The organism is Nocardia sp. NPDC059154 (assembly GCF_042755705.1).
Lineage (GTDB): Bacteria > Actinomycetota > Actinomycetes > Mycobacteriales > Mycobacteriaceae > Nocardia.
The window spans coordinates 1-22,444 of sequence record NZ_JBHZCS010000083.1; the positions used below are offsets into that span (position 1 = coordinate 1).

The 22,444-nt window shown below is 65.9% G+C and carries 22 protein-coding genes and 4 tRNA genes; 1 reads left to right on the forward strand and 25 read right to left on the reverse strand.

The window, feature by feature from the left end; translation table 11 throughout:
- The 24 genes from ACFXN1_RS43685 to ACFXN1_RS43800 all read right to left on the reverse strand — a co-directional run.
- The coding region (locus tag ACFXN1_RS43685) for a DNA-directed RNA polymerase subunit beta (protein WP_379442435.1) at positions 1-1,992 on the reverse strand (1,992 nt) is incomplete at its 3' end.
- Positions 1,993-2,525: 533 nt separating this feature from the next.
- Positions 2,526-3,278 carry a hypothetical protein gene (locus tag ACFXN1_RS43690; RefSeq protein WP_379399505.1) on the reverse strand — a complete coding sequence of 251 codons (753 nt, stop codon included), beginning with the start codon at positions 3,276-3,278 and terminating at the stop codon, positions 2,526-2,528.
- 12 nt (positions 3,279-3,290) lie between these two features.
- Positions 3,291-4,166 (reverse strand): hypothetical protein, encoded by an 876-nt coding sequence (locus ACFXN1_RS43695; RefSeq protein WP_379442434.1) that lies wholly within the window; start codon positions 4,164-4,166, stop codon positions 3,291-3,293.
- 82 nt (positions 4,167-4,248) lie between these two features.
- Positions 4,249-5,493 carry an MCE family protein gene (locus ACFXN1_RS43700; RefSeq protein WP_379442432.1) on the reverse strand — a complete coding sequence of 415 codons (1,245 nt, stop codon included), beginning with the start codon at positions 5,491-5,493 and terminating at the stop codon, positions 4,249-4,251.
- On the reverse strand, positions 5,490-6,731 hold the full coding sequence (locus tag ACFXN1_RS43705; RefSeq protein WP_379442431.1) for an MCE family protein: 1,242 nt from the start codon (positions 6,729-6,731) through the stop codon (positions 5,490-5,492). Before ACFXN1_RS43705 ends, ACFXN1_RS43700 begins: the two co-directional genes overlap by 4 nt.
- Positions 6,728-8,005, reverse strand: coding sequence for an MCE family protein (locus ACFXN1_RS43710; protein ID WP_379442430.1), 1,278 nt, complete (start codon positions 8,003-8,005; stop codon positions 6,728-6,730). Before ACFXN1_RS43710 ends, ACFXN1_RS43705 begins: the two co-directional genes overlap by 4 nt.
- Before the next feature lie 3 nt (positions 8,006-8,008).
- A complete protein-coding gene (locus tag ACFXN1_RS43715; RefSeq protein ID WP_364625557.1) occupies positions 8,009-9,016 on the reverse strand; it encodes an MCE family protein in 1,008 nt (335 codons plus the stop codon).
- Positions 9,016-10,092 carry an MlaD family protein gene (locus ACFXN1_RS43720; RefSeq protein ID WP_354850823.1) on the reverse strand — a complete coding sequence of 359 codons (1,077 nt, stop codon included), beginning with the start codon at positions 10,090-10,092 and terminating at the stop codon, positions 9,016-9,018. Before ACFXN1_RS43720 ends, ACFXN1_RS43715 begins: the two co-directional genes overlap by 1 nt.
- A gap of 8 nt (positions 10,093-10,100) precedes the next feature.
- Entirely contained in the window at positions 10,101-11,453 is a 1,353-nt protein-coding gene (locus ACFXN1_RS43725; protein ID WP_379399510.1) for an MCE family protein, read from the reverse strand.
- Positions 11,450-12,253 carry an MlaE family ABC transporter permease gene (locus ACFXN1_RS43730; RefSeq protein WP_379390846.1) on the reverse strand — a complete coding sequence of 268 codons (804 nt, stop codon included), beginning with the start codon at positions 12,251-12,253 and terminating at the stop codon, positions 11,450-11,452. The genes ACFXN1_RS43725 and ACFXN1_RS43730 overlap by 4 nt, the downstream gene beginning before the upstream one ends.
- A 66-nt stretch (positions 12,254-12,319) precedes the next feature.
- Positions 12,320-13,114: an ABC transporter permease gene (locus ACFXN1_RS43735; protein WP_354850753.1), complete on the reverse strand. Its 795-nt coding sequence runs from the start codon at positions 13,112-13,114 to the stop codon at positions 12,320-12,322.
- 10 nt (positions 13,115-13,124) lie between these two features.
- Positions 13,125-14,186 (reverse strand): ABC transporter ATP-binding protein, encoded by a 1,062-nt coding sequence (locus tag ACFXN1_RS43740; protein WP_379399511.1) that lies wholly within the window; start codon positions 14,184-14,186, stop codon positions 13,125-13,127.
- 272 nt (positions 14,187-14,458) lie between these two features.
- A complete protein-coding gene (gene rplL / locus ACFXN1_RS43745) occupies positions 14,459-14,839 on the reverse strand; it encodes a 50S ribosomal protein L7/L12 (protein WP_040862028.1) in 381 nt (126 codons plus the stop codon).
- A 64-nt stretch (positions 14,840-14,903) separates the two neighbouring features.
- Positions 14,904-15,458: a 50S ribosomal protein L10 gene (rplJ, locus tag ACFXN1_RS43750; RefSeq protein ID WP_354850760.1), complete on the reverse strand. Its 555-nt coding sequence runs from the start codon at positions 15,456-15,458 to the stop codon at positions 14,904-14,906.
- Between the two features lie 418 nt (positions 15,459-15,876).
- Entirely contained in the window at positions 15,877-16,587 is a 711-nt protein-coding gene (gene rplA, locus ACFXN1_RS43755; protein ID WP_040862030.1) for a 50S ribosomal protein L1, read from the reverse strand.
- 70 nt (positions 16,588-16,657) lie between these two features.
- The gene (rplK, locus tag ACFXN1_RS43760) at positions 16,658-17,092 is read right to left on the reverse strand and encodes a 50S ribosomal protein L11 (RefSeq protein ID WP_354850762.1); all 435 of its coding nucleotides are present in this window, start codon (positions 17,090-17,092) and stop codon (positions 16,658-16,660) included.
- A 158-nt stretch (positions 17,093-17,250) separates the two neighbouring features.
- A complete protein-coding gene (gene nusG / locus ACFXN1_RS43765) occupies positions 17,251-18,078 on the reverse strand; it encodes a transcription termination/antitermination protein NusG (RefSeq protein WP_379442428.1) in 828 nt (275 codons plus the stop codon).
- A gap of 135 nt (positions 18,079-18,213) precedes the next feature.
- Positions 18,214-18,603, reverse strand: coding sequence for a preprotein translocase subunit SecE (secE, locus tag ACFXN1_RS43770; RefSeq protein WP_379390814.1), 390 nt, complete (start codon positions 18,601-18,603; stop codon positions 18,214-18,216).
- Positions 18,604-18,632: 29 nt separating this feature from the next.
- A tRNA-Trp gene (locus ACFXN1_RS43775) sits at positions 18,633-18,705 on the reverse strand.
- 181 nt (positions 18,706-18,886) lie between these two features.
- Positions 18,887-19,939, reverse strand: coding sequence for a fused (3R)-hydroxyacyl-ACP dehydratase subunits HadA/HadB (locus tag ACFXN1_RS43780; RefSeq protein WP_379442440.1), 1,053 nt, complete (start codon positions 19,937-19,939; stop codon positions 18,887-18,889).
- A 199-nt stretch (positions 19,940-20,138) separates the two neighbouring features.
- Positions 20,139-20,309 carry a 50S ribosomal protein L33 gene (gene rpmG / locus ACFXN1_RS43785; RefSeq protein ID WP_029925945.1) on the reverse strand — a complete coding sequence of 57 codons (171 nt, stop codon included), beginning with the start codon at positions 20,307-20,309 and terminating at the stop codon, positions 20,139-20,141.
- 42 nt (positions 20,310-20,351) lie between these two features.
- Positions 20,352-20,424, reverse strand: a tRNA-Met gene (locus ACFXN1_RS43790).
- Between the two features lie 80 nt (positions 20,425-20,504).
- Positions 20,505-20,577: transfer RNA gene (locus ACFXN1_RS43795), tRNA-Thr, on the reverse strand.
- Positions 20,578-20,802: 225 nt separating this feature from the next.
- Positions 20,803-20,887, reverse strand: a tRNA-Tyr gene (locus ACFXN1_RS43800).
- Positions 20,888-21,025: 138 nt separating this feature from the next.
- On the opposite strand from ACFXN1_RS43800, the gene ACFXN1_RS43805 reads away from it, so the two are divergent.
- The gene (locus tag ACFXN1_RS43805) at positions 21,026-21,517 is read left to right on the forward strand and encodes a YajQ family cyclic di-GMP-binding protein (RefSeq protein WP_379442438.1); all 492 of its coding nucleotides are present in this window, start codon (positions 21,026-21,028) and stop codon (positions 21,515-21,517) included.
- Here the strand turns inward: ACFXN1_RS43805 and htpX are convergent.
- Complete coding sequence (gene htpX / locus ACFXN1_RS43810; RefSeq protein WP_364625579.1) at positions 21,514-22,395, reverse strand: zinc metalloprotease HtpX; 882 nt, start codon at positions 22,393-22,395, stop codon at positions 21,514-21,516. The two genes, ACFXN1_RS43805 and htpX, sit on opposite strands and share 4 nt — an antisense overlap.
- Positions 22,396-22,444: the final 49 nt, after the last annotated feature.

Here is a 22,444-nt window from a genome sequence, read left to right on the forward strand (position 1 = left end):
CGAACGCTCGAACTTACGCAGCCGGTACGAACGGCGAGTGCCGTCGTCGTGCATGACGGTGATGAAGTCGGCCGAAACCTCCTCCACCACACCGGCCTTCTGGTTCACGACCACGTCGCCGGCGTCGACGGCGGCGCGCAGCTCCATGCCGGTGCCGACCAGCGGCGACTCGGAACGGATCAGCGGCACGGCCTGACGCTGCATGTTCGCGCCCATGAGGGCACGGTTGGCGTCATCGTGCTCGAGGAACGGAATCATGGCGGTCGCGACCGACACCATCTGGCGCGGCGAGACGTCCATGAAGGTCACCTCGGTCGGCGCGACGTACTCCATCTCCTCGTTGCCGCGGCGCGCGAGCACCTTGTCGTCGAGGAAGTTGCCGTCGGCGTCGACCGGAGAGTTGGCCTGCGCACGAACGTGGCGGTCCTCCTCGTCGGCGGTCAGGTACTTGACCTCATCGGTGACCCGGCCGTTCACGACCTTGCGGTACGGGGTCTCGATGAAACCGAACGGGTTGACCCGCGCGTACACCGACAGCGAGCCGATCAGGCCGATGTTCGGGCCTTCCGGGGTCTCGATCGGGCACATGCGGCCGTAGTGCGACGGGTGGACGTCACGAACTTCCAGGCCTGCACGCTCACGGGACAGACCACCCGGGCCCAGCGCCGACAGACGACGCTTGTGGGTCAGACCCGACAGCGGGTTGTTCTGGTCCATGAACTGCGACAGCTGCGAGGTGCCGAAGAACTCCTTGATCGCCGCCACGACCGGGCGGATGTTGATCAGGGTCTGCGGGGTGATCGCCTCGACGTCCTGGGTGGTCATGCGCTCACGCACGACGCGCTCCATGCGGGACAGACCGACGCGGATCTGGTTCTGGATCAGCTCGCCAACCGTCCGCAGACGACGGTTGCCGAAGTGGTCGATGTCGTCGACGTCGACCGGGACCTCGGAGCCGCCGGGGGCCGTCATCAGGCGATCGCCCTGGTGCAGGCGGACCAGGTACTCGATCGTCGCGACGATGTCTTCCTTGGTCAGCGTCGACCCGGTGACCGGCTTGTCCAGGTTCAGGCCGAGCTTCTTGTTGATCTTGTAGCGACCGACGCGAGCCAGGTCGTAGCGCTTCTCCTTGAAGAACAGGTTCTCCAGCAGGGTCTGCGCGGACTCCTTGGTCGGCGGCTCGCCCGGACGCAGCTTGCGGTAGATGTCGAGCAGCGCCTCGTCCTGACCCGGGGTGGAGTCCTTCTCGAGGGTGGACATCATGATCTCGGAGAAGCCGAAGCGCTCGGTGATCTCCTCGGTCGTCATACCCAGCGCCTTGAGCAGCACGGTGACCGGCTGACGGCGCTTGCGGTCGATGCGGACGCCGACGGTGTCGCGCTTGTCCACATCGAACTCCAGCCACGCGCCGCGCGACGGGATGACGCGCACGGAGTGCAGCGTCTTCTCGGTGGACTTGTCGATCGACTCGTCGAAGTACACACCCGGGGAACGGACCAGCTGCGACACGACGACGCGCTCGGTGCCGTTGATGATGAACGTGCCCTTGTCGGTCATCATCGGGAAGTCACCCATGAAGACCGTCTGAGACTTGATCTCACCGGTGTTGTTGTTGATGAACTCCGCGGTCACGAACAGCGGCGCCGCGTAGGTCATGTCCTTGTCCTTGCACTCCTCGATGGAGGCCTTGACCTCTTCGAAGCGTGGGTCGGAGAAGGACAGCGACATGGAGCCGGAGAAGTCCTCGATCGGAGACAGCTCCTCGAGCACCTCCTCGAGGCCCCCGACGGGATTTGTGACGTCGCCGCGCGCGATGGCACGCTCACGCCAGTCTGCTGAACCGACCAGCCAGGCGAACGATTCGGTTTGTAGATCGAGAAGTCCGGGAACCTCCAGGGGCTCACGAATCTTCGCGAAAGACACCCGCTTCGGGGCTCCGGGGATACCGGCCTTGGTCTGGGTGGAGACTGCCAAGATGCGTCCTTCCAGCACCTCACGCGCGTCGCGTGGTGGTCCGCGACCGTCGCTTGTCTGCTACGAATTCCGCTGGTTACGACCCGAACGAAACCCGAACAGCAAACAGCGGAAGTAACACCGGAAGGTGGAACTTTCGTGATGCGATCAAGGTATGGACAGGAGGCAGCCAGCGCAACGTCCAAAACTACACCCAAACCTACGGGGGTGTCAAAGTACCACCCGTGGCGATCCGTGGGCGGCAACTTCGCCCCGGTGTGTCCATGTCGATATCCGGCGATCAGAACGCCGATATCACCACAGTCGAGTGACGGTCTCCACACGGTTTTCCGGCCGGGCCGCAAGTCCGCTGGCTGCGTTCGCAAGGCCCTCGCCGGCGTTCTGTCCCCTGTGACAGCCGCCGCTGTTGTGAATAGCGTGACGGGTCGGACGAAACTCGTCAAGTGGCGGCCCGAGTTGACAAATCGCGAGATCGCCTGTCCCCCTACAAGATCACCTTCCGACGTCGTGCGATGCCGGAAAGACACCGGCATGCGACGGCGGGGAGGCGCTTACTTGTCGGTGATCTCGGCGGCCAGCCAGTGACCGCCGACCTTCTGCATGCGCAGCACGATCGGACCCGAGGCGAGGGGTTCGGGCTTGCCGTCCTTGACCGCGGAGATGTTCAGATTGACCAGGAGCTCGGCACGGTCGCCCGTGAGAAGGGTCACGCCGATCGGATCGGTTTTGACGTCGGTGTCGGTCTGGGTCTGCTTGATGGTCTCGACCGTGGTGTCGACGTACTTGGCGAAGTCCTTCTGCATCTTGTCGGTGAGCACCGAGTTGACCGAGGCCTTCCACTTGTCGATCTCGGCGGCCTTGTAGCCGTAGAGCGTGGTCAGCGCGTGGTCGCCGGCGGCCTTCACCTCGTCGGTGGCCTTGTTGTCGACGTAGGCCAGATTGCCCGAGTCCGAATCGGGCTTGCTCACCCAGTGGTGCACGGCACCGGTGATCGCGAAGGCCAGCAGTAGCGCGGAGAGCGCTGCGCACACCGTGGCGACACCCCAGTTACGCCAAAATCCGCCCTGGCCGGTCGGCTTGGAATACTGTTGCGGGGCACTGTCTTTGGACAGACCCGGACCGCGCGGCGGGGTGGTGCGCGACGCGGTCCGATCCGAACGCTCGGAGGTGGACCGGGCGCTCGTGGTCTTCCGCTCGGTGCTCCCGGCCTGGACGTCGGCGGCGGTGGTGCGCGACGCGGTGCCGCGCTGGGCGGCCGGGCGGCGCGGGGTGACGCGGTTGACGGGTCGTTTCCGGTTGGCCATGGTCACTCCCTCCTAGTTGCCCGGCTTGGGGGTGGGCTGGGTCGAAGTCGGCTGCTGGGGCGCGTCCTGCTGCGGCGCGGCCGAGCCCAGGGGCACCGGCTCGCCGAGGTTCTGTGCCTTCTCGGCCTTCCAGGTGCTGCCGACCTTGACCAGGTCGAGGGTCCACAGCTGGCGGAAGGACGCGGGCTGGCCACCGGGCCAGCTGCGGGTGATCTTCAGGACCGCGAAGGCGGAGGCATGGTCGAGCTCGCTGTTGAGCGCGGTGACCGTGATGCCCTCGACGGCGGCCCCGATGCGGGTCTTGGAGTCCTGGACGGTCTGCTTGAGCTGGTCCTGCCCGTCCTCCTGCTGCTTGAGCAGCTCGCCGGTCATGGATGACCGGATGTTCGCCAGCGACCCGTCGATGTCGTCCGGGTTGATGGACATGAGGTTGACGGCGGCCTGGCGGGCGTCGGTCAGGACGGCGTCGCGGGCATCGGCCCGGGAGCTGTCCTTGGCGTCACCGAACCAGATGAATCCGACCACGGCGGCGGCGATCACCGACACCACCAGCAGCGCGGCCGCGCCGACGGTCACGAGCTTCCGCGGGTCCGAGCCGGCTGCGCCGGGCGGCGGCGGCAGCTCGGCGACCTGATCAGCGGGCTCGCCCGGCACGGCGGCCGGCTCAGTAGGTTCGTCCGGCGCAGTGGGCTCGTCCGGCACGGTGGCCGGCTCGGCGGTGGATTCGGCCGACTCCGGCACGGCGGCCGACTCGGCCGACTCCGTCTCGGATGCCGCCGGCTCCGGCGCGACGTCCGCCAAGGACGCGTCCGGGGTTGTTTCGGGAACCGGCGGGGTTGCCGGCTTCTCGAGGTTCGCCCCCGATTCGCTGTCCTTGTGCTGACTCACGCCGCCACCATACTTTCCTCTCTTCGCGCCCTGGTCGGGACTGTGTGCCATCTCGCTGCCCGGAGCGTGCCGGGCAGCTCGGTCAGTGCTTGGGCGTGACGCCCATGAGCGTGGCCAGCTGGGTGGCCACCGGGTTCAGGTTGAGCTTGTCCGGGTCGTACTTCGGCTTGTCGTCCCAAGGCTGCCCGACGCTGGGGTCGGCCAGCTCCGCGCGACTCGCGCCGCGGACGTCGGTCTCGCTGCCCTGCGGCACCGTGCACCCGGCTTGGGTATTGAGCGGGAAGTCGTCGCGGGTGTCGTCGAAGTTGGGGTTCTGGGCCTTCATCTGGTCCAGAATCCGTTGTGTGCCTTCGTATCCCACCGTGCAGGCGGGCGGGTTGTTGGTCTCCAGCACCAGGCCGAAGTGGGTGGTGCCGTCACCGGGTGCGGTGGACGAGCCGCCCAGCGGCAGCAGCGGCAGCATCTGCAGCACCGGGCCGAGGGCGTAGAACTTCGGCGAGATGGCCAGCAGCAGGGTGCGCAGGTTGGTGAGGTCCTTGGTCAGGGCCGGGCCGCTCTCCTGCAGCAGGTGCTGGATCGCGGAGCCCGCGTCGGTGCCGGTGCCGATGAGGCGGCGGATATCCGGGTCGTTGGACTTCAGCTGCGCGGTGAGCTTGTCGAGGCCGTCGCTGAACTGCAGGATCGCCGGGGACTGCTCGGCCTGGGTGCCCAGTACGGTGCGGGCCGAGCGGATCAGGGCCAGGGTCTGCTGCAGGTTGTCACCGCTGGCGGTGGCGCTGAACTTGTTGAGCGAGTCGACCAGGATCTTGAGGTCGTCGCCCTTGCCGTCGAACGCCTTGCCCAGCTCGGTGATGGTGGTGGACAGCGCCTTCAGGTCGGTGGTGCCGGCGAAGTGGTCCACGCTGGAGAGCAGCTCCTCGACGTGGACGGGCAGCTGCGCGCCGACGATGACCGAGCCGTCCTTCAGGTACGGCCCGCCGTCGCTGGTGGGCTGCAGGTCCACGTACTGCTCACCGATGGCGGAGCGGTCGGCCACCACCGCCTTGGCATTGGCGGGGACCTTGGGCTTGCCGGAGTTCATCTCCAGGGTGATGAGCACGCCGTCGGGGGTGACGTCGAGGTCGCCGACCCGGCCCACGGGGACACCGCGGTAGGTGACCTCCGCGCCCTTGGACAGGTTGCCGGTTTCAGCGGCCTCCACCTTCACCTTGTACAGCCCGAAGCCGAGCATATTGTCCAAACGGACGTACTTGGCGCCGACGAACACGACGCCGAGCACCGCGATGACCGCGAAGGCGATCAGCTGATTACGCACCAGACGAGTCATCGCGGACCACCCACTCCCAGCTGCTCGAGAATCGATCCCAGCGGATCGGTCGGTCCCGGCTGCCCGATCGGCCGCGCCACGGTGGGCGGCAGCGGCAGCAGCGAGACGGTCGGCCAGCCGCCGCGCGGCCCGTTGCCGTTGTAGTACGGGTTGGTCGGATCCACGTTGACCTGGCGGCCCGCGGGCGGCAGGTACTGCGGATCTTGTTTGCCCACACCGAGATTCGACAGCAGGGTGCCGATCTGCAGGTCCACCGAGAGCCAGGTGTTGACCTGGCCGCCGAACGCGGACTTGATGGCCTCGTCCGGGAACGGGTAGGTCGGGATGAGCGGGAACGCGGTCACCAGGTCACCCGCGGACGAGCCCAGCGCCTGCAGCGTGGGCCGCAGCGAGGACAGGTCGGTGATCAGGTTGTCCTTGGACTTGTTCAGCACGTCGAATCCGGCCTGCCCCACCCGATCCAGCTGGCCCAGCAGCTGAATCAGCTGTGGCCGTTGCTCGTTGAGGATCTTGATGCCGCCGGGCAGCTCGTCGAGGATCTTGGAGATCTGGGTGGTCTGCTGCCCCACCCGGCTGGTCAGCGTGTCGAGGCTGTCCAGCGCGCGGGTGATGTTGTCGACCTGGTCGTCGAGGCCCTTGATCAGGGTGTTGGCCTGGCTCAGCAGGTCCCGGACCTTGCCTTCGCGGCCGCCCAGAGTCTTGTTGAGCTCCACCACGATCGGCTGCAGCTGCGCCACCCCGCCGCCATTGAGCAGCAGCGACAGCGCGCCCAGCACCTGCTCCACCTCGGTGGCGGTGCGGGTGTTCTCGACCGGGATCTTGGCGCCGTCCTTCAGCCGCGCGGAATCGGCATCCTTTGCGGGAGCGGACAGTTCGATGTACTTCTCACCCAGCAGGTTGGTCTGCTTGACCTCGGCGTGGGCATTGGCGGGCAGGTTCACGCTGTCGTCGACGAGCACCTGCACGCTGGCTTCCCAGTCGTTGTCGGGGGCGATGCGGATCTTGTCGACCCGGCCCACCGCGACACCGTCCACCTTCACCGACGACTGCGGGACCAGGTCCAGCACGTCGGAGAAGCGGATGTCGAGGTGCAGCGGGTGCTTACCGATGCTCGGGCCGCCGGGCAGCGGAATGCTGTCCGCGCCGCAGCCGGCCGCCATCAGCGTCACCGCGCCCAGCGAGGTGGCAAGGAGGGCGGTGCGCCGGACCCGGCCGCCGCGAATCCGGTTGGCGCTCATCGCTGCCCACCTTCCTGCTGCGACGGCGGCAGCTGGTCGGACGGAGTGCCGGGGACGGTGCCGGGGACCGTGTTGTGCTGCTCGTTCTCGCCGCTGAGGATGCCGAAGGGCAACACCAGCGACGGTGTCTTCACGCCCGCGGTGAGCTGATCGGTGATCATCTTGCAGTTGTTCAGGATCGGCTGCAGCTGACGCGAGATGGCGTCGAACTTGGGGTCGCCGGGACGCAGCTTGCCCAGGTCCAGCATCTTGCAGATGACGCCGAACGGATCCTGCAGGTCGGTGAAGTTGGGACGCATGTCGAGAGTGCCGGTCTCACCGTTGTGCACGTTGATCAGGTTGCTCAGCGCGGTCGGGATGAGCGGCAGCGCCTTGGCCAGATCGTCGCGCTGGTCGGCGAGGGTCTGGGTGAGCTTGGTCAGCGCATCGGCGTTGGACTGCACCAGGTCCCGGTTGTTGTCGATGAACCGGGCCACGTCGCCGAGCGCGACCGACAACAGGTTCAGCGCCTGGCCGAGGGTCTGGCGCTCGTCGGACAGGAACCCGGCCAGCGAGGCCAGCTGGGTGTTGAAGGTCCGCACCTGCGCGTCGTTGTCGGCCAGCGTCTGCACGAAGGTCTGCAGGTTCTTGACCGTGTCGAAAATGTCGGTGCGCGAATCGGAGAGCACGTGCGCGGCCTTGGACAGCTGGGTGAAGCTGTTGCCCAGCGCGTCGCCGTTGCCGGCGAGGTTCGCCGCGCCGGTGCGCACCAGCTGGTTCAGTGCGCCTTCACCGGTGGCGCCGTCGGGCTTGTTCGCGCCCTCCGGGCCGAGTGCCTTCGACAGTTCGGTGATGCTGTTGTAGAGCCGGTCCACCTCGACCGGGGTCGCGGTGCGATCCTTCGGAATGGTGGCGTTGCGGGCCATCTTCGGTCCGCCCTTGTAGGCGGGCGCGAGCTGGATGTACCGGTCCGACACCACCGAGGGGGTGATCTGGGCGGCCTTGGCGTCGGCGGGGATGTCGTAGCTGCGGTCGACCTTCATGACGACCTTGACCACGTCGCCCTGCGGGTCCACCGAATCCACCCGGCCCACCGGCACGCCCAGGACGCGCACGTCGGAACCCTTGTAAATGCCGATGGACTTGTCGAAGTACGCGGTGATGGTGGTGGTGTTGAGCCGATCGAAGCTCCACCACGCGACGCCCGCGAGCACCACCGCCAGGACGGTCACTCCGGCGATGATCTTGCTCTTGGTGCTGGTGCCACGCAGGGCGGTCAGCGGGTTGCTCGCCACGAGTTAACCTCCCATCTTTCGGATCGGCTGGCGGTCACCCGGGATGTCCGGCAGCGCGGGCGGAATCAGGTTCGTGATGACCGCGTCGAACCAGCGGCCGTTGCCCAGCACGTTGGAGTAGAGCCCGTAGAAGGGCGCGGCCAGCGTGAGGGTCTTGGACAGGTCGGCCTGGTGGTCGTTGAGCAGGTCGATGGTCTTGTTGAGGTTGGTCAGCGCCGGGCCGATCTGGGCCTCGTTGTCCTTGACCAGCGCGGTCAGTTCCGCCGCAACGGTTTTCGCGCCGGTGAGCAGCTGGTGGATGGCCTGCTGGCGCACGTTCAGCTCGGCCAGCAGCTCGCCGCCGTTGGAGATGAGCCGCTCGAACTCCTGGTTGCGGTCGGCCAGCACCTTGGTGGTGGTCTTGGTGGCCGCGAACAGCTTCTTGAGCTGATCGTCACGCTTGGCCAGCGTCTCCGAGAGCCGGGCGACGCCGTCGATGGAGCTGCGCAGTTCCGGCGGGGTGGCCGAGAAGGCGTCCGACAGCACGGTGAAGCTCTTCGCCAGCTGCGCGGTGTCGGTCTGCTCGATGTTCTTGGCGGCGTCGCTGAACGCGTCCACCACGTCGTAGGGAGACACGGTGCGCGAGAGCGGGATCCGGTCCGAGGGGTTCAGGACCTTGGTGCCCTTGGGATCCAGCGCCAGGTACTTCTGCCCGAGCAGGGTCTTGATCTGGATCGAGGCGGTGGACTCGTCCCCGATCCAGGCGTCCTGGGTGCGGAAGTCCACCAGCACCTTGTCGCCGTCGAGGCGGACATCGGACACCGCGCCGACCTTGACGCCGGCGATGCGCACCTCGTTGCCCTTCTTCAGGCCCGCGGCCTCGGAGAACTCGGCGGTGTACTTGATGCCGGCGCCGATGATCGGCAGTTTGTCGAGGTTGAACGCGGACAGGGTCACCAGCAGCACCAGGATCAGGCCCAGCCCACCCATGAACGCCGGACTGCGCTTGCCCAATACAGCGCGGTCGTCCATCAGCGGCCTCCCTTCCCATGGCAGCGCGGGGCCGGATTCGTGTAGATCGGCTGGTTCACAGTCGGCATGTTCTGCAGTGCGGGCGGGAAGTTCAACTGCGGCGCGTCCTTGGTACCCGGTCCGGCGACGATGTCGATGCCGCACAGATAGAACTGGAACCAGGAGCCGTAGGACGCCGCGCGACCGAGCTTCTCCATCTTGATGGGCAGGTTGGTCAGGCCCTCGTCGACCTCGTCCTTGCGGTCGTTGAGAGTGCCGGTGAGCTGATTCAGACCGGCGATGGCGCCCTGCAGGTTCGGCCGCACCGGGACCAGCAGGTCGGCGGTGGCCGAGGCCAGGTTGCCGAGCGAGGTGACCGCCGAGCCGATGGTGCCGCGATCGGCGTTCAGCCCGGTGACCAGCGCCTCGGTATTGACGATCAGCTGGTCGAGCTGGTCGCCGCGCGAATTGATGCTGTCCAGCACGGCATTCAGGTTCTTGATCAGCTCACCGATCACGGCGTCCTTGTCGGCCACCTTGTTGGTGAGCGAGGCGGTGTTGGCCACCAGGTCCGCGATGGTGCCGGATTCGCCCTGGAAGACCTGGATGATCTCGGACGACAGCTTGTTGACGTCCTCGGGGGTGAGCGTCTGGAACAGCGGCCGGAAGCCGTTGAACAGCTCGGTCAGGTTGACCGCCGGCTTGGTGCGCTCCAGCGGGATGGTCGAGCCCTTGTTCATCTTGCGGCCCTGCTGCCCGGTGCCCTGCTCCAGCGCAATGTAGCGCTGGCCCACCAGGTTCCGGTACTTGATGGTCGCGGTGGTGGAGGCGGGCAGCCAATCCCGGTCGGTCAGTTCGAATTCCACATTGGCCAGGCGCTTGTCCACGATGGACACATTGGTCACCTTGCCCACCCGGACACCGGCCACGCGCACCTCGTCGCCCTTGTTCAGGGAGGTCACATCGGTGAACCGGGCATTGAACTTGGTACCGCCGCCACCGTAGTTGGCGATGGTCAGCGCCAGCACACCCGTCAGGAAGACCGTGACGAGAATGAAGGCGATCAATTTGGTCAGCGTCGGCCCGAGGCCGCGCAGCAGATCCTTCACTTGACGCTCACCTCACTGCCGCGGAAGGCCGGGGCGGCGATCTTGGTCACCCAGGTGGGCACCTGTTCGGGCGAAACTCCGTGTGCCGCACCGTAGATCGCGCCCAGGGCCTGTGCCTCCTGCGGCGAGTAGGCGGTGGTCGGCGCCTGCGGGCCGTACACCTTGTACTGCGGCTCCGGCATGCGGCCGATGTTCTGGTCACCCGGATTACGGCTCGGCGGCTGGTAGGAACCGTCATTGGCGGAACCGTCGGTGTACTGGCCCGGGTCGGTGAACGGCGGGTACATCGGAACACACAGCGGCCCACGCGGATCGAACCAGCGCGGCTCGTCCTGGTTGGGCACGTAGCGGCCGCGCGGATTCACGATCTGGATGGTCACGCGCGAGCCCGGCAGGTTGGTGCCCTTGCCGAAGATCTGGTCGATGCGCGGCTTCAGCTCCGCGAAACCGGCCAGCGCGCAGCTGTAGCTGGGCGAGTACTTGGCCAGCGCCTCCAGCGCGGGCCGCGAGTCCGCCGCCACGTCGATGATGTTGTCGCGGTTGGCCACCAGGAAGTCGGCGGTGGTCGAGGCGCTCGGGGTCAGCGTCGCCAGCAGGGTGTCGACCTGCGAACGCTTCTGCACGATGGTGGCATTGGTGGTGCGCAGGTTGTCCAGCGCGGACACCAGCTCGGGCGCGGCATCGGCGTAGGTGGTCGCCACGTCGGCCAGGCTCTTCAGATCCTGTTGCAGCGTCGGCATTTCACCGTTGACCTGGGTGACGATGTCGTCGAGCCGGTCGATGGTCCTGCCCAGCTCCTCGCCCTGCCCCTGCAGCGCATTGGACAGCGCGCCCAGCGTGGAGGACAGGTACTGCGGCGGAATCGCCTGCAGCAGCGGCAGGATGTGGTCCAGCAGCTGGCTCACCTCGACGGCGTTGCCGCTGGTGTCCTGGTGCAGGGTCACGCCCGCGGTGAGATGGCCCTGCGGGCTCTCCGGCCACACCAGATCGATGTAGCGCTCACCGAACAGCGTCTTGGGCAGCAGGCGGGCGGTCACATTGGACGGAATCCTGTCGGCCTTGCCCGGATCGATGGCCAGATCCAGCGTGACGTTCTTGCCGTCGTAGGAGCTCGACCGCAGCTCGCCGACGGTGACGCCGCGGACCTTCACATCCGCGTTGCGGGTCAGCGCGTTTCCGACGGTGTCGGTGATCAGGTTGACCCGGACGGTGTCCACGAACTGCTTGTTGTAGATGGCGATGGTGGTCCACAGGAACAGCGCCACCAGCACGAAGAACAGCACGCCGAGGGTACGGCTGCGCAGTTTCTCGGTGGAACGCCAGAACTGCACGCGCTGCGGGTCGCTCATCCGGCCACCCGCACCGTCGTGGTCGTGCCCCAGATCGCCAGGGACAGGAAGAAGTCGAGCACGTTGATCAGCACGATGGCGGCGCGCACCGCGCGGCCCACGGCCACACCCACGCCCGCGGGACCGCCGCTGGCGTTGTAGCCGTAGTAGCAGTGCACCAGGATGATCACGAACGCGAAGATGAGCACCTTCACGAAGGAATAGAGCACGTCCTCCGGTGGCAGGAACAGACTGAAGTAGTGGTCATAGGAACCACTGGACTGCCCGTTGAAGTAGATGCTGATCATCCGCGAGGCCAGGTAGGTGCCCAGCAGGCCGACCACGTACAGCGGAATCACGGCGAGGAAGCCGGCGATGGCGCGCGTGGTCACCAGGAAGGGCACCGACGGCACCGCCATCACCTCGAGCGCGTCGATCTCCTCGGAGATCCGCATGGCGCCCAGCTGCGCGGTGAAACCACAGCCGACCGTCGCCGACAGTGCCAGTGCCGCAACCAGTGGCGCGAGCTCGCGGGTATTGATGTACCCGGTCAGGAAGCCGGTGAGGACACCGGAGCCCAGGGCGTCGAGGGCCTTGAAGCCCTGCAGGCCGACGACCACACCGACCGAGGCCGACATGAACACGATGACGCCGATGGTGCCGCCGATGACCGCGAGGGCGCCCGATCCGAAGGTCACCTCGGCCAGCAGCCGCATGACCTCCTTGCGGAAGTGCACGATCGTCTTCGGGATCGCGCCGATCGCCCGGGAGTAGAACGACATCTGATCGCCGGCCTTGTCGACCAGGTCGACCGGCGCCATGAGCACGGGTCTGACCCGGCGCGCCGACCGGGAGAAGACGGTGGTGCGCTGCGAAACAACCATGGATCACGCGCCCTTTGCGGGGACGACCTGAAGGTAGATCAGGGTGAGGATCAGATTCAGGAAGAACAGAACGAGAAACGTGATCACCACGGATTGGTTCACCGCGTCACCCACTCCTTTCGGTCCCCCCTTCGGATGCAGGCCCTTGTAGGCGGCGATCACGCCCGCCACGACGCCGAAGATCAGGGCCTTGATCTCGCCGATGACCAGGTCGGGGATCTGTGCGAGGGCGGAGAAGGACGCGAGGTACGCGCCCGGGGTGCCGCCCTGCAGCCCGACGTTGAAGAAGTAGCCGCCGCAGATGCCGACGACCGAGACCAGGCCGTTGAGCAGGAAGGCCACCAGCATCATGCCCAGCACACGCGGAACCACGAGGCGCTGGATGGGATCGATGCCGAGGACCTCCATGGCGTCGATCTCCTCGCGAATGGTGCGCGAGCCGAGATCGGCGGCCACGGCCGAGCCGGCGGCGCCGGCGATGATCAGAGCGGTGACGACCGGTGCAGCCTGCTGCACGGTGGCCAGCACACTGGTCGCGCCGGTGAAGTTCTCCGCCCCCAGCTGCTTGATGAGCGAGCCGGTCTGCAGGGCCACCACGGCGCCGAACGGGATTGCCACCAGGGCGGCGGGGAGGATCGAGACACTCGCGATGAACCACGACTGTTCGATGAACTCCCGCCACTGGAAGGGCCGGCGGAACGTCTTCCGGAACACGTCCAGGAAGAGTGCGAATATGTTGCCGGCCTGGGCAAGTCCCGACTCGACCGGGGTGCGCAGTCGTGTCAGGGTGGGATTCACGCCGCGTATGTTACCCGTTAGTCAGGTTCTGTCGAACCGTGGAGTCGTACCCGCCTTGATAGGCGGGCATCACCTGTGTATCGGAATCATCGCCGTTCCCCGCCATGGACTCTCGGATGGCTTCCTGAGCGGCCGGGGGCAGCGTGTGCATGATCTGACGGACCCGCTCGCGCCGCCGGTGCACGGCGCCACGGATCGGCATGCCCGGCGTGGCGCGCATCTGCGGGATGATGCCCTCGATCTCCTCCGCGCCACCCGCGTGGTGACCCGAGTCGAACATGGCCTGCTCGCGGGCCATCTGGGCTTCGTCCTTCTCCTCGGACATACCGATCGGGCCCTGCATGCGGCCGTTGAGGAACTGCTTGACCACCGGCTCCTCCGAGGTCAGCAGCACCTCACGCGGGCCGAACATGACCAGGTTGCGGCGGAACAGCATGCCGATGTTGTCCGGCACGCTACGGGCCAGGTTGATGTTGTGCGTGACGATCAGGATCGTCGCGTCGATCTGCGCGTTGATATCGATCAACAGCTGCGAAAGATAGGTGGTGCGAACCGGATCCAGACCCGAGTCCGGCTCGTCGACCAGGATGATCTGCGGGTCCAGCACCAGCGCACGGGCCAGGCCGGCACGCTTGCGCATACCACCGGAGATCTCACCGGGCAGCTTGCCCTCGGCGCCGAGCAGACCGGTCAGCTCGAGCTTCTCCATGACGATCTTCTTGATCTCGGATTCGCTCTTCTTGGTGTGCTCGCGCAACGGGAAGGCCGTGTTGTCGAACAGGTTCATCGACCCGAACAGCGCGCCGTCCTGGAACAGGACACCGAACAGCTTGCGGATCTCGTAGAGATCCTTGTTCGAGCAGGTGGTGATGTCGGTGCCGTCGATGTAGATCGAGCCCTTCTCCGGGCGCAGCAGACCGATCAACGACTTCAGGAAGACCGACTTACCGGTACCGGACGGGCCGAGCAACGCGCTGACTTCCCCCGGCGGCAGCGTCAGCGTGACGTCCTGCCAAATACGCTGCGAACCGAACGACTTCGTGATGCCTTCGGTTCTGACCTCGACGCCCACGCCAACCTCCACTTTCTCCGACGAGCGCACTACGTGTGACTACGGGCCACAAAATTCGCGCGGTGTGGCGCATCACAGTAGGTCCGGTCACTGTATCGCATATACACCGTCTCGGACACTGGGACCTGACTGGTCGGTAGCAACATTCGTATCGAATTATCGATTACGCGCCAATCACGACGGCACAATACGCGAAAAGGGCGGTCCCCCAATGGGAACCACCCTTTTCACAATCAACGCGGCACGGGGCTGTGCCCCGCCACAGGTCCGTCTTACTTGACGGAAACCTTGGCGCCGGCCTCTTCCAGCTTCGCCTTGGCGGCCTCGGCGGCGTCCTTGGCGACCTTCTCCAGGATCGGCTTCGGGGCACCCTCGACCAGGTCCTTGGCTTCCTTCAGGCCCAGGCCGGAGACGATCTCACGCACGACCTTGATGACCTGGATCTTCTTGTCGCCGGCACCCTCGAGGATGACGTCGAACTCGTCCTGCTCCTCGGCGGCCTCGGCCGGAGCAGCAGCGCCACCGGCGACGGCGACGGCGACCGGAGCGGCAGCGGTGACCTCGAACTTGTCCTCGAACGCCTTCACGAACTCGGACAGCTCCAGCAGGGTCATGCCGGCGAAGGTCTCGAGCAGCTCATCAACGTTGGCCATTGATATTTCCTTTCGGTAGTTCCGTCACCGCGCGAACGGCGACGAAGAGGTTTGGGGTAGTGACTTATTCGGCGTCTGCGGCCGGAGCTTCGGCGGCGCCACCCTCGGCGCGCTTCTTCTCCTCCAGGGCCGCGGCCAGGCGGGCGATCTGCGAGGCCGGGGCGGCGAACAGCCCGGCAGCCTTCGACAGGTTGCCCTTCATCGCGCCGGCCAGCTTGGCCAGCAGCACCTCGCGCGACTCCAGGTCGGCAATGCGCTCGACCTCGGACACGGACAGCGCGGCGCCGTCCATGTAGCCGCCCTTGATGATGAGCGCCTTGTTGTCCTTGGCGAACGCCTTCAGCGCCTTCGCGGCGTCGACCGGCTCACCCGTAATGAAGGTGATGGCGGTCGGACCGACGAACAAGTCATCCAGGCCTTCCACGCCCGCCTCGGCGGCAGCGCGCTTGACCAGGGTGTTCTTGGCGACGGAGTAGGTAGCGTTCGCGCCGAGGGCACGACGCAGCTCAGTGATCTTGCCGACGGACAGGCCACGGTATTCCGTGACGACAGTCGCGGTGGACGACTTGAACTGCTCGGTGATCTCCGCAACCGCGGTGACCTTCTCAGCCTTTGCCATACTTCGCCTCCTCTCTGGATGGTCGGATCTCGTATGAACTACCGAGTTCCGCCACAGGGGCCGGCGACAAAGCAAACGCCCCGGACGCAAGGTGGTCCCGGGGCGCACAAGAAACAGTCGCGATTTCTCGCGGGTTTCCCGACCTCGGCTCTCCCTGCGTGGGCCGCCGGCAATATCGCCGGACCTTCAGCCGCCTGACGGCAGCAACCAACGGTCTTCGGTAGAACGATTTGGGGGTGATCACCGAACGGGCCGGTGACCGTTGTCCAATATAGCGGACCAGCATCGATACGCCAAAACGGGGGTGACACCCCCACCCGTCCGCTATTGTTCTTCTTCGCAAAAGCGAAGGGCCGGTACGAGATTCGTACCGGCCCTTCGGGCTTCATGCGTTGCTACGCGTTACCGCGTCGAGGAATCAGTCTTCCTCGGCGAAGTTACGGGTGCGGTTCGGATCCACCGGGATGCCCGGTCCGGTGTTGGTCGAGAACGTCACCTTCTTGACGTAGCGGCCCTTCGCGGTGGAGGGCTTGACACGCAGGATCTCGTCGAGCGCGGCGCCGTAGTTCTCGGCCAGCTTCTTCTCGTCGAAGGAAGCCTTGCCGATCACGAAGTGCAGGTTGGCCTGCTTGTCGACGCGGAAGTTGATCTTGCCGCCCTTGATGTCGTTGACGGCCTTGGTCACATCGGGGGTGACGGTGCCGGTCTTCGGGTTCGGCATCAGGCCACGCGGGCCCAGCACGCGAGCGATACGACCGACCTTGGCCATCTGGTCCGGGGTGGCGATCGCGGCGTCGAAGTCCAGCCAGCCGCCCTGGATGCGCTCGATCAGGTCCTCGGCGCCCACGGCGTCCGCACCGGCGGCCTCGGCCTCGGCGGCCTTGTCGCCGACCGCGAACACGATGACGCGGGCGGTCTTACCGGTGCCGTGCGGCAGGTTGACGGTGCCACGGACCATCTGGTCGGCCTTGCGGGGGTCGACGCCCAGACGGACGGCGACCTCGACGGTCGCGTCGGTCTTGGTGGTCGCGGTCTCCTTCGCCAGGCGCGCGGCGGCCAGCGGAGCGTAGAGCGCGGCGCGGTCGACCTTGGCGGCCGCCTCGAGATAAGCCTTGCTTCGTTTTGCCATGATTCTCTGTCCTTGTCTAAGTCAGAAGTGGTGCGGGACAGGCGGTCCCTTCCACAAGAGCTCGAAAGCCCTACTCCGCGATGGTGATACCCATCGAGCGGGCGGTACCAGCGATGATCTTCGCCGCGGCGTCGATGTCGTTGGCGTTCAGGTCTTCCTGCTTGGTCTTGGCGATCTCACGGACCTGGTCCATGGTGATCTGCGCGACCTTGTTGCGGTGCGGCTCGGCGGAGCCCTTCTGGATCCCGGCGGCCTTCAGCAGCAGACGCGCGGCGGGCGGCGTCTTCAGCTTGAAGTCGAACGAGCGGTCTTCGTAGACCGTGATCTCGACCGGGATGACGTTGCCACGCTGCGACTCGGTCGCCGCGTTGTACGCCTTGCAGAACTCCATGATGTTGACGCCGTGCTGACCCAGCGCCGGACCGACCGGCGGAGCCGGGTTGGCGGCACCGGCCTGGATCTGGAGCTTGATGAGCCCAGCGACCTTCTTCTTCTTCGGGGGCATCTTTCTTCCTTGGGTTAGGTTCCTTACGGATTCCCGTAAGCCTTCTCCGGACCATGCCCCGGACAGCATCGCCCGAGGCACAACCCGTCAAGTCTATGCGAACGCGAAAAAGGCGGTGACACCGGCCCGAAGCGGACCGGGCCACCGCCCTGACGCATTTAAATCTTGGCGACCTGCGTGAAGGCCAGCTCGACCGGAGTCTCGCGGCCGAAGATCGAGACCAGCACCTTGAGCTTCTGTTGCTCGGCATTGACCTCGGAGATGCTGGCCGGGAGGGTGGCGAAGGGGCCGTCCATGACGGTCACCGACTCGCCGACCTCGAAGTCGACCTCGATGACCGGCTTCACGATCGGGGTCTCGCCGGCGGCAGCGGTGGCGGCGGCAGCCGGGGCGGCCTTCTTCTGCTGCGCGGCCGGGACCAGGAACTTCACCACTTCGGGAATGGTGAGCGGCGAGGGCCGCGAGGTGGCGCCGACGAAACCGGTGACACCGGGGGTGTTGCGCACCGCGCCCCAGGACTCGTCGTTCAGCTCCATGCGGACCAGGATGTAGCCCGGCAGCACCTTGCGGTTGACGTTCTTCTTCTGGCCGTTCTTGATCTCGGTGACCTCTTCGGTCGGCACCTCGACCTGGAAGATGTAGTCCTCGAGACCGAGGTTCTGCACGCGGGTCTCGAGATTGGTCTTCACCTTGTTCTCGTAGCCGGCGTAGGAGTGGACGACGTACCAGTCACCGGGCGCGCGCCGGAGCGCGGCGGTCATCTCGGCGACCGGGTCGGCCGGCTCATCGGAGAGCTCGGCGGCGGGGCGGGCGGGCTCGTCCTCCTCGGCGTCGGCGGCGAACTCGCCGGCCTCCGCGTCGGCGGCGAAAGTCTCGGCCTCGTCGGCGAAGCCCTCAGCGTCGTCTTCGACGTCCGCGGTGGTCTCGTCGATCACCGCGTCATCCACCGGGAATTCCTCGGTTGTGCCGTTCTCCGGGGTGCTCACTGGGGCACTCGCTTCCTTAGTCGTCACGTAATCCTCTGCGCGCCGGGACAAAACGCCCGGCGGATGGTCCCGCTCCCCGCCTCTGCCCGGGGGCCGGTCACCGGCCGCGACGGTCAGACGCGGTCATCGTGCCGCCTAGCCGAAGAGCCAGCTGACACCCTTGATGAACGCCAGATCCAACCCGCTGATGTACGCGACGATGAAAATCACGAACACCAGGACAACGCTCGTATAGGTGACCATCTGCTTGCGGTTGGGCCAGATGACCTTGCGAAGTTCCGCGATGACTTCCTTGAGGAACTTCACCAGGCGCTTGAACGGATTGCCCGTTCCGCCTCGCCCGGCCTTCTTGTCCTTGCCGGACTGCTTGGTGGTTGCCTTGGCCGAGTCCGACGGTCGATCGATCGTCGCGACGGCGCTGGACGACGCGGCGCGCGTGCGCCGGGCGGACCGCTTGCCGCTCGGCCGAGCCACCGCGGCGGTGTCATCGCCATCTTCGTGGCGAGTGTCCCGCTCGTCGCTCACGTCGATCCTCTCTACGTCGGCATCCAGGGCAGGGGCGACAGGACTTGAACCTGCAACCTGCGGTTTTGGAGACCGCTGCTCTGCCAGTTGAGCTACGCCCCTTCGGCTGGACGGGGTAACGAGTCCAGCCACTGTTCTATTCAGTTGTACACGGGTTTTCACACAACACGCGCGCCGCTCCTCGGAGCAGCGCGCATCGGCTGGTAACCCCAGATTCCCGAGTGTACGTTACCCCGTGTGGCGATCGCCAATCGGGGTGTCGCAGCGTACCTCGGGTCGAAGGTCAGGAGAGCTGCACCGTTGCGGTGGCGCGGCCGAAGATCTTGCGCCCCTCGGACTTCGCCACGATGGCGACGACGGCGGTGCGGGTCTCCGGGTCCACGGACTTGACCTTGCCGGTGTACTCGATCTCCGCGGGACGGTCGACCGGAACGTAGACGGGGCTGGTGAAGCGGACGTTGTACTCCTTGACCGCACCCGGGTCGCCGAGCCAGGAGGTGACGAAGCCGCCACCCAGGCCCATGGTCAGCATGCCGTGCGCCACAATGTTTTCCAGGCCGACCAGCTTCACGACATCGTCGCTCCAGTGGATCGGGTTGGCGTCGCCGGAGACGCCGGCGTAGTTCACCAGATCACCACGGGTGAGACGAACCACGCGCGGGGGCAGTTCGGCGCCGACGATCACATCCTCGAAGCGGCGGACGTGCTTGCTCGCGACGATCGTCCCGGTGGCCGCGATCTTGACCGGCGCCGGGGGCGGCGGCACGTCGACGCTGCCCGAGTGGTGCTCCGGACGCTCCTCCGGGCCGACGCCGTGCATGAGCACGTTGCGCACGGCGTCACCGATATTGGGATCGATGTCACCGCCGCTGCGGCCGATGAGGGTGGTGTAGGTGGTGAGGACCAGCTCGTCGTTCTGGTCCACCACGTCGTTGCGGGTGACGATGATGTCGCCGCCGAAGGCCTGCCGGAAGGAGTGCAGGTAGACGATGCAGGACAGCTGGTCGCCGGCCCGGATGGGCCGGTGGAACTCCAGGATCTGGTCGGTCTGCATGATCTGGCTCAGGTCGTAGCCGGTGATCATCTGCTCGAAGAGCCTGCGCTGGGCCAGGATTCCGACCAGGGAGATGAAGGTGAGGGGGGCGACCAGCCCGTCGTGACCGTAACTCCGGGCGATGTCCTCGTCCCAGTGGACCGGGTGGTAGTCCTGCACCGCGCGGGCGTACTCGCGCACCTTCTCGCGGCCGACCTCGTAGTGGTCGTCGACGCGGTAGTGGTGGCCGACCATGGAGGCGGCGTGTGCGGCGGGGTCGAAGACCTCGCTGGAATCGACCATGTCGGCCTCGGTGTCAATGTCGATGTTGATCGTCACGGCAGGAAGTCCCTATCTGATCCCCGGTACGGGATCGGGCGAGAGCGCTGAACCACCGCTATATACGCCAAATGCCGGACCGGCGCCACCGTCTCTTTCTAAGAGACTAGGTGACCTGCCGATCCGGCACTGTCATCCACGCGGTAGATCGCGCGGGTTTAAGTTAGCGAGACTCGCGGTGCGCCCGGTGGGTACCGCAGTTCGGGCAGAACTTCTTCAGCTCGAGGCGGTCCGGGTCATTGCGCCGGTTCTTCTTGGTGATGTAGTTGCGGTGCTTGCACTGCTCGCAGGCCAAGGTGATCTTTGGCCGGATATCAGTGGACTTCGCGGCCACGATTGCCTTCTTTCCGGTCAGCCTGATTGGGATATCAGTATGTAGCGATGGCCGGACTTGAACCGGCGACACAACGATTATGAGTCGTTTGCTCTACCGACTGAGCTACACCGCCATCTGTTGTCGGTACTGACGGCGGGAAGGTCCCGGGTCCTGCAACGAGAAGCCGAGTCGGTCACCACCGGCAATCCGGCGAGCCCCCTAACGGAATCGAACCGTTGACCTTTTCCTTACCATGGAAACGCTCTGCCGACTGAGCTAAGGGGGCGTGTCTGTCTTGCTCCGGTCTCGGCCGGGGCGCTGACGACTTGAACGAGATTACACACATCCTCGCCGACTATCCAAACCGGCTGGTCAACGCGGGTTTCGCGGCTATTCGAGCGGGGTAACCCAGACGTCGGTGCCCGCGTCGGCCGGAGCAGGGCTCGGGACAACCGGCCGGCGTGGCCCGAAATACCAAGAGCCCCGTGGACACTGGGTCCACGGGGCTCTCTGGTGGCGGATGAAGGATTTGAACCTCCGAAGCATTACGCGGCTGATTTACAGTCAGCTCCCTTTGGCCGCTCGGGCAATCCGCCGGGGTACGCCTTGCAGCGCTCCAGCAGAATACAACGAACACACGCCCGGAATGCAAACCGGCTGGATACAGCCGTGCCGAAGGGGCTAGCGTCGGCGTGGAACATCCCGAATATCCGAGTCTCGGACAGGAGAAGAGTGTGGCGGATTCGTCGTTCGATGTCGTCAGCAAGATCGATCGCCAGGAGGTGGACAACGCCCTGAACCAGGCCGCCAAGGAGCTGAGCCAGCGCTACGACTTCCGGGGCACCGGGGCGAGCATCGAATGGTCGGGCGAGGAGAAGATCATCCTCAGCGCCGAGTCGGAGGATCGCGTCAAGGCCGCCCTGGATGTGTTCAAGGAGAAGCTGATTCGCCGCGACATCTCGCTCAAGGCGTTCGACGCGGGTGATCCGCAGGCCTCCGGCAAGGTGTACAAGATCACAGGAACCCTGGTGCAGGGCATCACCACGGAGAATGCGAAGAAGATCGCCAAGAAGATCCGTGACGAGGGCCCCAAGGGCGTCAAGGCGCAGATCCAGGGCGAGGAGCTGCGGGTCACCAGCAAGAGCCGCGACGATCTGCAGGCGGTCATCTCGCTGCTGAAGGGCGGCGACTTCGATATCGCCCTGCAGTTCGTGAACTACCGCTAGTAATTGCGGTTTCCACCAGCCATCTCCTCGAGGCGGGCGATACGGTCCGCCATCGGGGGGTGGGTGGAGAACCAGCGGGCCATCCGATCGCCGTTGCGGAACGGGTTGGCGATCATCAGGTGCGACTGAGCGGTCAGCTGCGGCTCGGGGGGCAGCGGGGCGGCCTGGGTACCGCGTTCCAGCTTGCGCAGGGCAGATGCGAGGGCCAGGGGGTCGCCGGTGAGTTCGGCGCCGTCCTGGTCGGCCTGGTACTCCCGGGAGCGGGAGACGGCCAGTTTGATGAGCGAGGCCGCGATCGGGCCCAGTAGCGAAACCAGCAGGATGCCAATGATATTCGGGCCCTCGCCGTCCCGGCTGCCGCCGAAGGCGCCGGCGAAGAAGGCCAGGTTCGCCAGGCCGGAGATGACCGAGGCGAGCGCGCCGGCCACCGACGAGATCAGGATGTCGCGGTTGTAGACGTGCGAGAGTTCGTGGCCCAGCACCGCGCGCAGTTCCCGCTCGTCGAGGATCTGCAGGATGCCGGTGGTGCAGCAGACCGCGGCATTGCGCGGATTGCGGCCGGTGGCAAAGGCATTCGGCGCATTGGTGGGGCTGATGTAGAGGCGCGGCATGGGTTGCCGTGCGGCCGTGGCCAACTCGCGCACGATGCGGTACATGGCCGGGGCTTCCAGCTCCGTCACCGGCTGCGCGTGCATGGCCCGCAACGCCAGCTTGTCGCTGTTGAAGTAGGCGTAGGCGTTCATGCCCACGGCCAGCACGATCGACAGGATCAGGATCGTGGGACTGCGGAACATCGCTCCCGCGAACACGATCAGCGCCGACATCCCTACCAGCAGCCCGAACGTCTTCAACCCGTTCGCGTACCCGTGCCCATGCATGCTTACCCGCCTCTCCGCGACTTTTGCCGGCAGTTGGGTGCCTTACACC

Bases quoted from the DNA above. Each gene is read 5' to 3' on its own strand.
- rplA (WP_040862030.1), bottom strand. From the start codon at position 16,587: ATGGCAAAACGAAGCAAGGCTTATCTCGAGGCGGCCGCCAAGGTCGAC.
- ACFXN1_RS43725 (WP_379399510.1), bottom strand. From the start codon at position 11,453: ATGAGCGACCCGCAGCGCGTGCAGTTCTGGCGTTCCACCGAGAAACTG.
- rplL (WP_040862028.1), bottom strand. From the start codon at position 14,839: ATGGCCAACGTTGATGAGCTGCTCGAGACCTTCGCCGGCATGACCCTG.
- rplJ (WP_354850760.1), bottom strand. From the start codon at position 15,458: ATGGCAAAGGCTGAGAAGGTCACCGCGGTTGCGGAGATCACCGAGCAG.
- ACFXN1_RS43700 (WP_379442432.1), bottom strand. From the start codon at position 5,493: ATGACTCGTCTGGTGCGTAATCAGCTGATCGCCTTCGCGGTCATCGCG.
- ACFXN1_RS43730 (WP_379390846.1), bottom strand. From the start codon at position 12,253: ATGGCGCCGGTCGACCTGGTCGACAAGGCCGGCGATCAGATGTCGTTC.
- ACFXN1_RS43705 (WP_379442431.1), bottom strand. From the start codon at position 6,731: ATGAGCGCCAACCGGATTCGCGGCGGCCGGGTCCGGCGCACCGCCCTC.
- htpX (WP_364625579.1), bottom strand. From the start codon at position 22,395: ATGCATGGGCACGGGTACGCGAACGGGTTGAAGACGTTCGGGCTGCTG.
- ACFXN1_RS43780 (WP_379442440.1), bottom strand. From the start codon at position 19,939: ATGGTCGATTCCAGCGAGGTCTTCGACCCCGCCGCACACGCCGCCTCC.
- rplK (WP_354850762.1), bottom strand. From the start codon at position 17,092: ATGCCCCCGAAGAAGAAGAAGGTCGCTGGGCTCATCAAGCTCCAGATC.
- ACFXN1_RS43715 (WP_364625557.1), bottom strand. From the start codon at position 9,016: ATGGACGACCGCGCTGTATTGGGCAAGCGCAGTCCGGCGTTCATGGGT.
- ACFXN1_RS43690 (WP_379399505.1), bottom strand. From the start codon at position 3,278: ATGGCCAACCGGAAACGACCCGTCAACCGCGTCACCCCGCGCCGCCCG.